At 69.5% G+C, this 12,279-nt stretch carries 11 protein-coding genes and 1 pseudogene; 5 read left to right on the top strand and 7 right to left on the bottom strand.

Annotated features, from left to right (window positions below):
- The coding region (locus AC1DQP_RS09230; RefSeq protein ID WP_478051460.1) for an RNA polymerase sigma factor region1.1 domain-containing protein at positions 1–649 on the bottom strand (649 nt) is incomplete at its 3' end.
- Between the two features lie 89 nt (positions 650–738).
- Entirely contained in the window at positions 739–1,179 is a 441-nt protein-coding gene (gene dtd, locus AC1DQP_RS09235; RefSeq protein WP_457320262.1) for a D-aminoacyl-tRNA deacylase, read from the bottom strand.
- 85 nt (positions 1,180–1,264) lie between these two features.
- On the opposite strand from dtd, the gene AC1DQP_RS09240 reads away from it, so the two are divergent.
- From AC1DQP_RS09240 to AC1DQP_RS09255, 4 genes are all read left to right on the top strand, one after another.
- Entirely contained in the window at positions 1,265–2,182 is a 918-nt protein-coding gene (locus AC1DQP_RS09240) for a lauroyl acyltransferase (protein WP_457320264.1), read from the top strand.
- Between the two features lie 69 nt (positions 2,183–2,251).
- Positions 2,252–3,388 carry a GTP cyclohydrolase II RibA gene (ribA, locus tag AC1DQP_RS09245; protein WP_256775928.1) on the top strand — a complete coding sequence of 379 codons (1,137 nt, stop codon included), beginning with the start codon at positions 2,252–2,254 and terminating at the stop codon, positions 3,386–3,388.
- Between the two features lie 86 nt (positions 3,389–3,474).
- Positions 3,475–4,017 (top strand): PH domain-containing protein, encoded by a 543-nt coding sequence (locus tag AC1DQP_RS09250; protein ID WP_478051461.1) that lies wholly within the window; start codon positions 3,475–3,477, stop codon positions 4,015–4,017.
- Positions 4,014–5,555 carry a PH domain-containing protein gene (locus tag AC1DQP_RS09255; RefSeq protein ID WP_457319287.1) on the top strand — a complete coding sequence of 514 codons (1,542 nt, stop codon included), beginning with the start codon at positions 4,014–4,016 and terminating at the stop codon, positions 5,553–5,555. Before AC1DQP_RS09250 ends, AC1DQP_RS09255 begins: the two co-directional genes overlap by 4 nt.
- A 193-nt stretch (positions 5,556–5,748) precedes the next feature.
- Here the strand turns inward: AC1DQP_RS09255 and AC1DQP_RS09260 are convergent, their stop codons facing one another.
- Complete coding sequence (locus AC1DQP_RS09260) at positions 5,749–6,807, bottom strand: CDP-glycerol glycerophosphotransferase family protein (RefSeq protein ID WP_457319291.1); 1,059 nt, start codon at positions 6,805–6,807, stop codon at positions 5,749–5,751.
- On the opposite strand from AC1DQP_RS09260, the gene AC1DQP_RS09265 reads away from it, so the two are divergent.
- Complete coding sequence (locus tag AC1DQP_RS09265; protein WP_256775930.1) at positions 6,806–7,624, top strand: glycosyltransferase family 2 protein; 819 nt, start codon at positions 6,806–6,808, stop codon at positions 7,622–7,624. The two genes, AC1DQP_RS09260 and AC1DQP_RS09265, sit on opposite strands and share 2 nt — an antisense overlap.
- Here AC1DQP_RS09265 and AC1DQP_RS09270 read toward each other — a convergent pair.
- The 4 genes and pseudogenes from AC1DQP_RS09270 to AC1DQP_RS09285 all read right to left on the bottom strand — a co-directional run.
- The gene (locus tag AC1DQP_RS09270) at positions 7,609–8,913 is read right to left on the bottom strand and encodes an O-antigen ligase family protein (RefSeq protein WP_457319288.1); all 1,305 of its coding nucleotides are present in this window, start codon (positions 8,911–8,913) and stop codon (positions 7,609–7,611) included. The genes AC1DQP_RS09265 and AC1DQP_RS09270 overlap by 16 nt on opposite strands.
- Before the next feature lie 108 nt (positions 8,914–9,021).
- Complete coding sequence (locus AC1DQP_RS09275; RefSeq protein ID WP_457319289.1) at positions 9,022–10,746, bottom strand: ArnT family glycosyltransferase; 1,725 nt, start codon at positions 10,744–10,746, stop codon at positions 9,022–9,024.
- Between the two features lie 25 nt (positions 10,747–10,771).
- Positions 10,772–12,109, bottom strand: a complete 1,338-nt coding sequence (gene rsmB / locus AC1DQP_RS09280; RefSeq protein ID WP_478051462.1) for a 16S rRNA (cytosine(967)-C(5))-methyltransferase RsmB — start codon at positions 12,107–12,109, stop codon at positions 10,772–10,774.
- A gap of 1 nt (position 12,110) precedes the next feature.
- A pseudogene (locus AC1DQP_RS09285) lies at positions 12,111–12,279 on the bottom strand (methionyl-tRNA formyltransferase); the annotation flags it as partial.

Raw genomic sequence — 12,279 nt, forward strand, 5'->3', positions numbered from 1 at the left:
GGTCCGGACCGGTCGGGCCGGCTTCTTCTTCAACGTCGTCGCCGTCTTCTTCGTCGTCGGCGTCGTCCTCGGCATCGTCGCTGGTGTCTTCGGCCACGGCCGGGGCCGGGACTTCCTCGACCAGGTCGTTGAAGCCGACGATCACTTCGGCCAGGCGCTTCTTGCCTTCCTTGTGCGCGTCGTAGTCGGCCAGCAGCGATTCCACCGATACCGGGAAGGTACCGAGTGCGGCCTGGACCTGGCCCAGACCTTCTTCGATGCGCTTGGCGATGGCGATTTCGCCTTCGCGGGTCAGCAGCTCGACGGTACCCATTTCGCGCATGTACATGCGCACCGGGTCGGTGGTGCGGCCACCTTCGGTGTCGAGCGCGCTCAGCGCGGCGGCAGCTTCTTCAGCCGCGGTGTCATCGACTTCGCGGTTGCCGGTGTTGCCATCGTTGAGCAACAGGGTTTCTGCATCGGGCGCAACTTCATGGACATCAATGCCCATGCCGTTGATCATGCCGATGATATCTTCGATCTGCTCCGGGTCGACGATGTCGTCGGGCAGGTGGTCATTGACTTCGGCGTAGGTCAGGTAGCCCTGTTCCAGGCCCTTGCTGATCAGAAGCTTGATGTCGTTTTGCTGGGCAGGACGTTCGTTGGCCATGTAGTGCTCGCGCCACCGGCTGGGAGAGGGAATAGAACCTAGCATTATACCAGCCCGGCGCCCCGCGTTCCCGGGCGGTGGTCCCGGGGCTAGGGTCTGAGCAGGAAGGTCACTGGACCATCGTTGACCAGGCTGACAACCATATGGGCACCAAACTGGCCGGTTTCCACCCCCGGGGCGTGTTTTTGTCTGCAGATATCGACCAGCCGATTGAATCCGCGTTCAGCCTCCGGTGGCGGCGCGGCGGTACTGAAGCCCGGCCGCATCCCGCTGGAGGTGTCGGCGGCCAGGGTGAACTGGCTGACCAGCAGCAGCCCGCCGCCGGTATCGCGGAGTGATCGGTTCATTTTTCCGGCCGCATCGCCAAAGACACGGTAACCGAGCAGGCGATCGGCCATCCGGGTGATCTGGGCCTCGGTATCGCCCGGCTCCATGCCCACCAGCGCCAGCAGGCCGGGGCCGATCTGGCCGACGATGGCGTCCTCGACGCGGACACTGGCGTGGCTCACGCGCTGGATCAGGACAAGCATGGACACGGCTCCGCAACTGAAGGCGGCCCACCTTAACGCGACCGCGCGCCGACACGCTCGCCGCCAGCGGCTAGACTTTGCAGTGATGAAACCGCACACCACTGCCCGCCTGGCCTATCGCGCCGCCGCCCTGTTCACCCGCCTGCCCTGGTCCTGGCTGCGAGGCTTCGGCGCCGCACTGGCGGGCCTGTGGATCCGTCTCAACGCCCGTGAGAGTCGGGTCACCCGGCGCAATCTGGAACTGGCCTTCCCCGAACTGACCGATGCCCAGCGCGCGGTGATGCACCGGCAGGTGCTGCGCTCCACGGCGATGCAGGCGGTGGAGACCCTGCGTCTGTGGACCCGTCCGCGTGAAGCGAACCTGGCCTGCCTGGTCGAACGCCATGGCGAGGCGCTGTACGACGCCGCGCTGGCGGCCGGCAAGGGCGTGATCGTGGCCGCCCCGCACCACGGCAACTGGGAGTTGTTGAACCAGTGGCTGGCCTCGCGCGGTCCGATCGCCATCGTCTACAAGGCGCCTGACGAGGCGGTGGGCGATGCGTTCCTGCAACTGGTCCGCGGCGGCGACAACGTGCGCCAGGTGCGTGCCGAAGGGCCGGCGGTGCGCCAGCTGTTCAAGGTACTCAAGGAGGGCGGCGCCACCGGGATCCTGCCCGACCAGCAACCCAAGGCCGGTGACGGGGTGTTCGCGCCGTTCTTCGGCGTCGAGGCGCTGACCATGACCCTGGTCAACCGGCTGGCCGAACGCACCGGGGCCACCGTACTGTACGGTTGGTGCGAACGGATCGGCCCGGACATGCAGTTCGCCCTGCATATCGAGCCAGCCCCGCCCGAGGTCGCCGACCCGGACCCGCGCACCGCCGCGACCGCCCTCAACGCCGGCATCGAGCGGATCGCCCGCCGCGATCCGACCCAGTACCTGTGGACCTACAAGCGCTACACCCTGCGCCCGCCGGAAAGCGGCGAGGTCGATCCGTATGCCACCGAAGAACACCCGCACTGAGCGCGACGCTCTGTCGCGTCCCTGTCGCGATTGGAATCGGTGCCACCCGTCCCCACTGTGAAAGCCATGATGTCCCCCACGGCCCCTGCCATGTCCGATGCTGCCTCTTCCCTGTTCGGCGACCCGGCCGCGATCCGCTGCGAACGCGCGGTTGCCGAGCTGCGTGCCGGCCGCCCGGTGGTGATCGACGACGGCCACGGCCAGCGGCTGGCTTTCATCGCCCTGGACAGCAGCACCCGCAGCAGCTTCGGCGCTTTCGCCCAGGCCGCCGCTGACCGCCACTACCTGTTCCTCACCGCCACCCGCGCGCGGGTGCTGGGGGTCACTGCCGAACACGGCGCGCGCGTGCCGCTGGCCGGGATCGATTTCGATGCCCTGCCCTCGCTGAGCTACCTGCGCGAACCCGAGGCAATGCCGCCAGGCTGGAGTGCCGGCCAGGCACTCGACGACGGCGCGGTGGAAGTGGCGCGGCTGGGCCTGTTGCTGCCGGCCATGGTCGGGGTGTTGCTGGACGCCGATGACAGCCGCTTCGACGGCTGCGCGCAGGTGTCGCTGTGCGACCTCAGCCAGGGCGCCGAGCAAGCCGCGCATGCCTATGAGCTGGTGGCACGCTCGCCGGTGCCGCTGCGCGAGGTGGGCATGACCGAGTTCGCGGTGTTCCGCGGCGGCGTCGCCCAGCGCGACCAGGTGGCGGTGATTGTCGGCACCCCGGACCTGTCCGGCGTGGTGCCGGTCCGGGTGCATTCCTCGTGCCTGACCGGCGACCTGTTCGGCTCGCTCAAGTGCGACTGCGGCGACCAGCTGCGGCGCGGCCTGCGCAAGCTCAAGGAACTGGGCGGTGGCGTGCTGCTGTACCTGGACCAGGAAGGGCGCGGCACCGGCATCGCCGCCAAGATGCGCGCTTACGGTTACCAGCACGACGGACTGGACACCATCGACGCCGATGCGCAGCTGGGCTTCGGCGCCGACGAGCGTCGCTACGGCAGCGCGGTGGCGATGCTGCAGGGGCTGGGCGTGCACCGCGTGCAGCTGCTCAGCAACAACCCGACCAAGGCCCAGCGCCTGCGCAACGCCGGCATCGACGTGGTCGACTGCGTGCCGGTGACCGGCGACATCACGGTCGAGAACGAGCAGTACCTGCGTACCAAAGCCGAGCGTGCCGGGCATCTGCTCGACGTGGACGCGCTGATCCAGGCCGCGCAATAGCGCGCGGCAACCTGCTACCGTCAGCGCGACGGGCGCACCACCAAAGGGACGACGCCCGGCATGTTCCCCCTGCCGAGCACCCTGCCTTGCCCGACACCATCGTTACCCCTGCGTTCGCCACCCCGCCACCGCTTCCGGCGTTGCCACCGTTGCCCGCCAGCGCCGACTGGCAGCCGCTGCCACTGCGCGCGGCCAGCATCGCCGCCGCCGCCGGTGCGATCTCCGGTGCGCTGCTCATCGGCGGCGTATTGGCCGCAGGTTGGGTGGTGCTGGACCTGCCGATGCGCTGGCTCGGCGCTGCCGGCATGCTGGTGCTCGGTGCGCTGATCGGCGCGGGCTTCGGCTTCCGCCGCCAGCGGCGCACATACTGGCGGCTGGACGACCAGGGCCTGGGCGTGCGCCGCGACCTGATGTGGCAGCTGGAAACCCGCGTGCCGATCTCACGCGTGCAGCACCTTGACCTGCGCCGCGGGCCGATCGAACGCAGCGCGCGACTGGCCACGCTGGTGGTGCACACCGCCGGCAGCCGCTTCAGCGCGGTGACCCTGAGCGGGCTCGACGCCGACGATGCCGAACACCTGCGCGACACCCTCGCCCATCAACTCGACCGCGACGACGACGCGCTGTGAGTACGCCGCCACCGCTCGCTGAGGCGTCGGTCGCTGCCCCGCAGGAGCAGCGTCTGCATCCGTGGTCGTGGTTGTTCGTGCTGCTGATGCAGCTGCGCCAGTTCCTGCTGCCGCTGGTGGCGCTGGTGGTGTTCGGCAACCGGGGCGACCGCGACGAGATGTGGTCCTACCTGGCGGCGCTGATCGTCATCGCGGTGCTGGTGGGCATTTCGATCCTGCAATACCTGACCTACCGCTACCGGATCGGCCGCGACGGCATCAGCGTGCGCAGCGGGGTGATCTCGCGCAACCGGCGCGAGATCCCGTTCGCGCGCATCCACAATGTCGTGGTCCACCAGAACCCGCTGCACCGCCTGTTCGGCGTGGCCGAACTGCGCCTGGAATCGGCCGGCGGTCATCGGCCGGAAGCAGAAATGCGGGTGTTGAAGCTGTCCCAGGCGCTGGCGCTGGAACAGCTGGTGCGCCATCGCGGGCAGGAAGCGGACGCCGTAGCAACGCCAACCGGCAACGAGAACGCACCGGCAGCGCCCATCGACGACGTACTGCTGCGGCTGAGCCTTTGGGACGTGGTGCGTCTCGGCCTGCTCTCCAACCGTGGCTGGGTGGTGGTACTGGCCGCCTTCGGTGCCAGCTACCAGTTCTTCCCGCGCGGCACGGTGTCCGACGCGATCGAGCAGGGTGGCCGCCAGGCCTTCGGTTATGCCAGCCACCTGCATCCGGCCACCTGGGTGTGGGCGGTCGTCGCGGTCGTGATGGTGATCGGCTTCTGGCTGATGCTGCGGGTACTGTCGGTGGTGCTGGCGCTGCTGCGCTATTACGGCTTCCAGCTCAGCGAACACGAGCGCCGCCTGACCGTGGTCAGCGGCCTGCTCACGCGCCTGCGCAGCAGCGTCGCGCGGCGACGCATCCAGGCCTGGACGCTGCGCGAAAGCACGCTGCAGCGTTGGGCAGGGCGACGCCACCTGCGCATCGATATCGCCGCCGGCGCCGCCGTGGACAACGAGCGCCGCGACCTGCGCGAGCTGGCCCCGCTGGCCACCCCGCAGGCCTGCGACGCACTGGTGCAGCACCTGCTGCCGCAGCTGGAGTGGCCGCCTGCGCGCTGGCAGCCGGTGCAGCAGCGCGGCTGGTGGCGGCTGAGCCTGGGCGCGTTTGTGTGGCTGCCGGTGGTCGCCGCCGCTGCGGTCTGGAACGGTTACCCGGGCGGTGCGTTGATCCTCTTGTGGCTGCCGTGGTCGGCGTTCCGCGCGCACCGCCAGATGGCGCGCATCGGCTATCACCTGGACGACCAGTACGTGGCGGTGCGCGGCGGCTGGTGGCAGCGCTGGTGGCGGTTCGCCGAGTTGGACAAGCTGCAGAGCCTGCGCCTGTCGCGTTCCCCCCTGGACCGTTTACTGGGCACCGCCAGCGTGTGGCTGGACACCGCCGGCGCCAGCGGCAGCATCGCGCTGTGCCTGCGCTACCTGCCCGAAGCCGACGCGCGCGCGGTGCACGCGCAGCTGGGCAAGGCATTGGCCCGGCGTCGCCTGCACTGGTAGGAGCGCAGCCACGCATGGCGTGGCTCTACCCAAACGACTCCGGCGCGCGGGTAATGCCACGCCGCGCGCGGAAACCCACCATCGAGGGGCTTGGCAACGCCCTGCGTGGCAGCCCGTCCGGGTAGTGCCACGCCATGCGTGGCAGCCCTCCACCCCACTGCCCCGGAACCGCCACGCCGCGCGTGCCCCCCCCTCAACGCTTTGCCGGCCCCCAATACCCCAGCTCCCGGCGGATCTGCAGCCCCCGCGTCCACGCGCCGAACGGCTTGTGCTTGAGCGTGCCCAGTTCGCCGGACAGGAAATCCTCGGTGGCCGCGATCACCCGCTCGCTCGAATACCCGTCGCGGTACGGATGGATGGTGTCGGCATAACGCCGGATCTCGGCCATCAACGCCGGTTCCGGCGCCAGGGCGCGGTCCAGCATCGCCGGCAAGGCACTCGCATCGTCGAAGTCGATCATGTGCGGCTGCGGCACGCGGTTGCGGAAGGTCACCACCGGTTTGTGCTGCACCACGAACTCGGACACGATCGAGGAGGTGTCCGATACCAGCACGTCGGCGGCGCGCTGCGCGGCCATCACCTGCTCCGGTTCGATGAAGGCGGCGTTGTCGCCGGCCAGCGCGCGATAACGCGCGAACAGGTCCGCGCTGCACTTGGGATGCAGGGTCAGCAGCCAGTAGCGCTCGCCGCGCGCGATGTCGGCGGCAATAGGCGCGTACAGGTGCGGCGCCGCGCTCAGGCGCTCGGTGAAGGTCGAGCCGAACAGGATCACCGGGCGGCCGGCAGCCGTTGCCCGCAATGCGGCACTGGCCCCGCCATCGTCGCGGAACAGCGGGTCCAGCTTCGGCCAGCCGGTCTGCGCCACGGCGAAGTGACCCTCGCGCGACGCCAGCTCGCGGAACGGATCGGTGGTGGCCGGCCCCTGCGTGCAGTACAGGTCGAACAAGCCGCGCACGCGGAAATGGCCGCGCGCGCTGTCGCGCTTCTGCACGTTGAAGCCATGGAAGACCTGCACCTTGGCCCCGGCGATGAACGGCGGCACCCAGTTGGCGGCGCTGAACACCGCCCGCGGGCGCAGCGCCAGCGCCTGCCGGAGATCCACGTTGGGCACGCCCGGCAGCTGCGATCCGGCAGCCCCGTCGGCGAACCAGGCCGACACCGATTGACCGGACGCGTGCAACGCCTGGGCCAGTGGGGCGAGAATGGGCAGCGCATAACGCTCCGTCGCAAACAGCAGGTACTCGGCCATCATGTCCTCCACGACCGCTCCCACTGAACGGCCTCGCATCTCGGCCTGCATTATCGCGTTCAATGAAGCCGACCGCATCGGCGACTGCCTGGCCTCGCTGGCCTTCTGCGACGAGATCATCGTGGTGGACTCGTACTCCACCGATGCCACCGTGGCGATTGCGACCGCGGCCGGGGCCAAGGTGCTGCAGCGGCCCTTCGACGGCTTCCGCAGCCAGAAGGCCTTCTGCGTGGCCCAGGCCAGCCATGACTGGGTGCTGTGCCTGGACGCGGACGAGCGCATCAGCGACGACCTGCGCGCGGCAATCCTCGCCGCCCAGGCCGGCGGCTTCGCCGGCCACCATGGCTACCGCTTCGCGCGGTTGTCCGACTACTTCGGCAAATTCCTGCGCCACGGCAACGCCTACCCCGATCGCGTGCTACGCCTGTTCGACCGTCGCCACGGCGGCTGGCGCGGCAAGCGCGAGATCCACGAAGCGGCCAGCGTCGATGGCAGCGTCGGCGTGCTGCGCGGCGACCTCATCCACTATCCGTACCGCTCGCTGGAGCAGCAGTTGAGCAAGACCCAGCGCTACGCGCGGATGATGGCCGAGCACGAATTCGCGCGCGGCAAGCGCGCCACCCTGGCCAAGCTGGTGCTGGCGCCGGCCTGGCGGTTCTGGCGCGGGTTGCTGCTGCGCGGCGGCTTCCGCGATGGCTGGCACGGTCTGGTGTATGCCTACGTGCGCGCCAACTACGTGCGCCAGAAGACCATCATGCTGTGGATGCTCCAGCACGGGCAGCCGGTCAGCGACCCGCCGCGTGATCAGCCCGGCGACTGAGCCCGGGCGCCCGCCTGGGCCAGCGCCTGCCGGTGTACATGGCCCTGCATCACCGACAGGCCGGCCAGCAGCGCCACGATGGTCACGTAGAAGCTGGCGGTGATCTGGTGGGCGAACATCGACTGGGTTATCCCGCACAGCACGTAGGCCACCACGATCATGATCCCGGCCGCCGCCGGCCCACGGAAGGTGCTCTGGCCGCTGCGGCGGTGCAGACCCGCGAACACCCACAGCGGCACCCCATAGACCGCCAGCAACAGCAGCAGCCCCGGGATTCCCTGCGTGGCCGACCACTCGGCCAAATCGTTATGCGCATGGCCCAGATGGCAGCGCAGTTCGCTGGGATCGTCGCGGCACACCGGCAGGCGCTGCATCGCGCTGTCGAAGTGGCCGATGCCCACCCCGGTCAGGGGATGGTCGATGAAGGTCTCGTAGGCCACCTGCAGCCGTTCCACGCGGGCGCCGGCGGAGGAGTCACTGTCGCCCCGCTCCATCCGCACCACGTCGCGCTGGAGTTCGGTCAGGCGCACCTGCTCGCGCAGGCTCGGGATGGTCAGGGCCAGCGCGGCGGCGATTGCCATCAGGCCCGTCAACACCCCAAGGCGCGCCGGCCCGGTGCGCCAGCGCAGGCTCATCGCCATCACCGCCAACAGCGCCAGCAATGCCAGCCACACCCCGCGGCTGCCACTGAGCACGATGGTTACGCAGCCGGCGACCATGCCCACGATCACCCAGCTCCAGCGCCGGTGTGGACGGCAGAACACCAGCAGCACCATCAGCACCAGCACGATGTCGGCCAGCACGATGGCATTGGTGCTCAGGTCGGCCCGTGGCGCGCCGCCGGCAACCTGCATGATCGCCAGCACCATGGTGCCGAGCAGGCCGACCAGCGATCCCGCCCATAGCCAGCGCAGTTCCGGCCGGAACGCGCAGACCCACAGCGCCAACCACGGAATCACCGCAAACCGCGAGCGGTTGTCGATGTCGCGCAGGCCCTGGTTGAACAGATACATCGACAGCAGCGCAAGACCGATCGCGGCCAGCATCATCCAGGTCAAGGCCATCACCGGCCGTCCGGCCAGGTGCCGCGCACGCCACAGCAGCTCCGGCGCCAACAGGGTGCTGAGCAGCAGCACGATGCCGTAGGGCAGCAGGTTCTGCGGCACGGTCAGGATCAGCGCCGGCAGGCAGAACAGCCCGACGTTGGCCATCTGATGGGCAATCCGACCCCGCCCCTGCAGCGGCGGCAGGGAAACATCGGACAGCGGGGACACGGTGTTGTGTTTCATTGCCACTCTCGACCACACACAGGCATGCGTGCCCCTGGCATCCTCGGACGCGACCGGCGTCCACGGGCATGGCGCACGCGCTGGGCAGCGCGCGCCCCATTATGCGTCTCAATCCTCATCGCCATCGATCCTGTGCAGCGCGCGTTCGCGCTCGGCCTCGGCGGAAGTCGCCTCGCACGGGCCGTGGATGTCGCTGGCCTTCACCAGCCACCAACGGCGACGGTTGGCGACCCCGGCCAGCTCGGCCGTATCGCGATCCACGCAGCCCAGCAGCGCATCCTCCTGCACCACCAGCCATCGCCGCGCCGGCTCGGCCGCCTGCCAGGCCACGCCATCGCGCAGCTGCCGGTCCCAACGTCGGTTGAAGCCGAACGTGGTGGCGGGCCGATCGGCCATCAGCAGGTTCTGCTCTTTCCATGCCACCAGCCCCAGTTCACCGTCGCTGCCGATGCGCTGGCCGATGTGCTGCATCAACCCGCGTGCGGAACTGGAATCGTTGAACAGCGGATAGCCGACCAGGCCGAAGGCGACCCAGGCCATGGCCAACGTGGCCACCACGGCCAGATGGAAACGGCGCGCCCCGGCCACGCACAGGCTCATTACCGCCCAGCAGCCCAGCGCCACGCCCACCCAGCCCAGCGCGGACGTCAGCGCGGTATCGATGCCGCGCTCCACGATCAGCTTGCTCTCAAAACCGGGCTGGCCGGTCAGCATCGCACTACCGGCGCCGAGCAGGCCCAGCGCCAGCAGAGCGACGAAGCCGCCCAGCAACCACTGCACGCCGCGACGGCGCAGCAGCCCCGGCAACAGCGGCGCCAGCGCCAGGCAGAACATCGGCAGTGACGGCAGGATGTAGACATCGCGCTTGCCGTGTGGAATCGAGAAGAACAGCACGATCAACAGCCACCAGCCGAGCAGCACCAGATAACGCGGGTCGCGCCGACGCAGGCGCCGCCACCAGGCCGGCACCGCCCACGGCAGGACCAGGAACGCCGGCACCCACATCGACGGCATCGTGCCCAGGAAGTACCACCACGGCTGGTGGTGGTCCCAGGACTGCGCATAGCGCTTGGCGGTCTGCCGGAACAGGATGTCGTCCATGTAGCTGCGGTACTCGGCCGAACCACTGCCGGTGGCAGCCAGCACCATCGGCAGCAGCCACAGCAGCACCGCCAGCGCGAACGCCAGCGGCCCCAGCCAGAAGCGCCAGTCGCGCACGTGCAGCCGCACCCGCGGCCAACCCAGCACCGAGGCCAGCGCGGCCGGCAGGATCATCAGCAGCGCGATCACCCCCACGCCCTTGGTGATCACCCCCAGCCCGGCGGCGAACCAGCCCAGCCACCACCACCGCCACGCCGGCCCGCAGAGCAGGTGGCGCAGCAGGCCATAGTTGGCCAGGGTGATGAAGAACACCACCAGCGGATCGATCTGCGCCTTCTTGGCCTGGAAGGTGAACTGCACCGCGAACAACAGCGCCCAGGCCGCATACAGCCCGACCCGACGGGTCCACAGCCGGCGGCCGAGGTCGTACACGCAGGCCAGGGTGCCCAGCGCGGCCAGCAGCGACGGCAGCAGGAAGGCCACCCGCCAGTTGCCGAAAACGCTGTAGAACAGCGCCTGGGCCCACATCAGCATGGGAGGCTTGTCTGAATACAGCTCGGTGCCGCGATGGGGGAACAGCCAGTCGCCGCTGAGCACCATCTGCTTGGCGACCAGCGCAAAGCGCGGCTCGTCCGAGGGCCAGGGATCACGCATGCCCAGGCCGGTTCCGAGAACCAGCAAGGCCATCAACGCAAGCAACCAGAACTCTCGGGACGCACGGGTATTGAGCATGGGGCGCATGTCTGGCGGTATTGGATCAGCCCTTTTTTAGCAGACGCGCGTAGAAGAAGCCGTCTGCACCTTCTTCACCGGGCAGGCGCTGGCGCCCGGCCCACGAGTCGTGGCCGAAGCGTTCATCCAATGGCAGGAAGCCTGCGCGGGGGGTGCGCTGGAGGAAGTCTTCGACCTGGAATTGGTTTTCTTCGCGCAGGATCGAGCATGTCGCATACAGCAGGGTGCCGCCGGGGGCGAGCATCCGGAAGCACGCATCCAACAGGCGCGCCTGCAGCGCGACCAGCGCCTCGATATCGGTCGCGCGGCGGTGCAGCAGCACGTCGGGCTGGCGGCGGATGATGCCGGTGGCCGAGCACGGTGCGTCCAGCAGGATGCAGTCGAAGGGTTGGCCGTCCCACCAGCTGTCCGGATCGGTGGCGTCGGCGGCCAGCACCTGTGCCTGCGCACCGACGCCGGTGCGCACGAAGGTCTCGCTGATGCGCTTGAGCCGGCGCGGATCGATGTCCAGTGCCAGCAGCTGCAGGGTCGGATCGCGCTCGAGCAGGTGCGCGGACTTGCCACCGGGGGCGGCGCAGGCATYGAGCACCCGCGCGCCGGTACGCGGCGCCAGGGCGTCGGCGACCTGCTGGGCCGACAGGTCCTGCACCGACAACGCGCCCTCGGCGAACCCGGGCAGCGCCGATACCGCCACCGGCACCGGCAGGCAGATCGCATCGCTGCCCAGCGCCGAGGTCTCGGCGGCAATGCCGGCGGCCGCCAGTTGCTCGAGCATGCTTTCGCGGGTGCCGTGCTGGCGGTTGACCCGCAGCCACAGGGGCGCGGCCACCAGGCTGGCACTGAACACGGCGTCGGCCTGTTCCGGCCAGTCCTGCTCGACCTTTGCCGCCAGCCAGTCCGGGAACGCATCGCGCGCCGGCGCACGCGGGATGCCATCGCGCTGGGCGCGGCGCAGCAGGGCGTTGACCATGCCGGCCTGGCGGTCGCGGCCCATCGCCCGCGCCGCTTCCACCGTCGCCGACAACGCCGCGTGGGCCGGAAGATCCAGGGCATCGAGCTGGGCGAAACCGACCAGCAACAGGGCACGCAGCTCGTCCTCGCGCACGCTCAACGGCCGCTGCATCCACTGCGCCAGAGCTGCATCGTATGCACCACGACGGCGCAGCACGGCAAAGCACAGCGCCTCCAGCAGCGCACGGTCGCGGCTGTCATCCAGCTGCGGCAAGGCCTGGGTCAGCTCGGCCTTGAGCGAGCGGCCACGGCCGATCACCTGGGCCAGGACCTTGGCGGCGAGCACCCGGGTAGGCACGCCCGGTGCCATGGCCGCGCGCGGGGCCGCCTTGTTGTCACGGGTCTGGGTCATCTCAGGCGCCCACGACCAGGTCACGGCGCGCATTGAGGTAGTCGGCGGCGGTGATCGCCTTGCCCCCCTCGCGCTGCAGCACGCGCAGGCGCAGCGCGCCTTGCCCGCAGGCGATGTCGATGCCGTCGCGCGAGGCTGCCAGCAGGGTGCCCGGGGCCTGGCCCTGGTTG

It is taken from the genome of Stenotrophomonas sp. P5_A8 (assembly GCF_056400545.1).